Genomic DNA, 425 nt, shown 5'->3' on the forward strand with positions numbered 1-425 from the left:
GATCGAGCTAATCCAAAAAACATAGAGTAAGCTCACTGTTATCCCGATCATCATTTCACTCGTCATAACGGAAGCAATATATAAATCTTCTTTTAAAAGAAAATAGGCGACGGTTTGAATTAAAAAGCGCGATAGAACGGCAGTAAACGCCCCTAACAAGCTCGCAGAGAGTAAAAAAAGGATGTTGGAGAGACTGCTTCTCATACGATTCGTCACAAATGTGAAATCTTGATTTCGATAAGGCTTTGTTGTAATCGTAATCGCCGTTACAAAAATCCAAATAAACGTAAAAATAATCACAAGGTCAGCAGAGTAAAACTTCAATTCAAAGTGATACTCATCTGAGGTCCCCATTGAAGATGAACCACCGCCAAGAGAAAATAAAAACGCAATAAATTGGATGCCAACGAGGGAACTAAATGCAT

1 protein-coding gene is annotated in these 425 nt (G+C 37.9%); it reads right to left on the reverse strand.

Annotated elements, in window-relative coordinates; genetic code table 11:
- Positions 1–425 (reverse strand): hypothetical protein (locus PZE06_RS26425; protein ID WP_275792168.1); only part of this gene is annotated, 425 nt, incomplete at both ends.

The organism is Robertmurraya sp. DFI.2.37, assembly GCF_029211245.1.
In the GTDB taxonomy this organism is placed as follows: Bacteria; Bacillota; Bacilli; order Bacillales; family Cytobacillaceae; genus Robertmurraya; species Robertmurraya methanolica_A.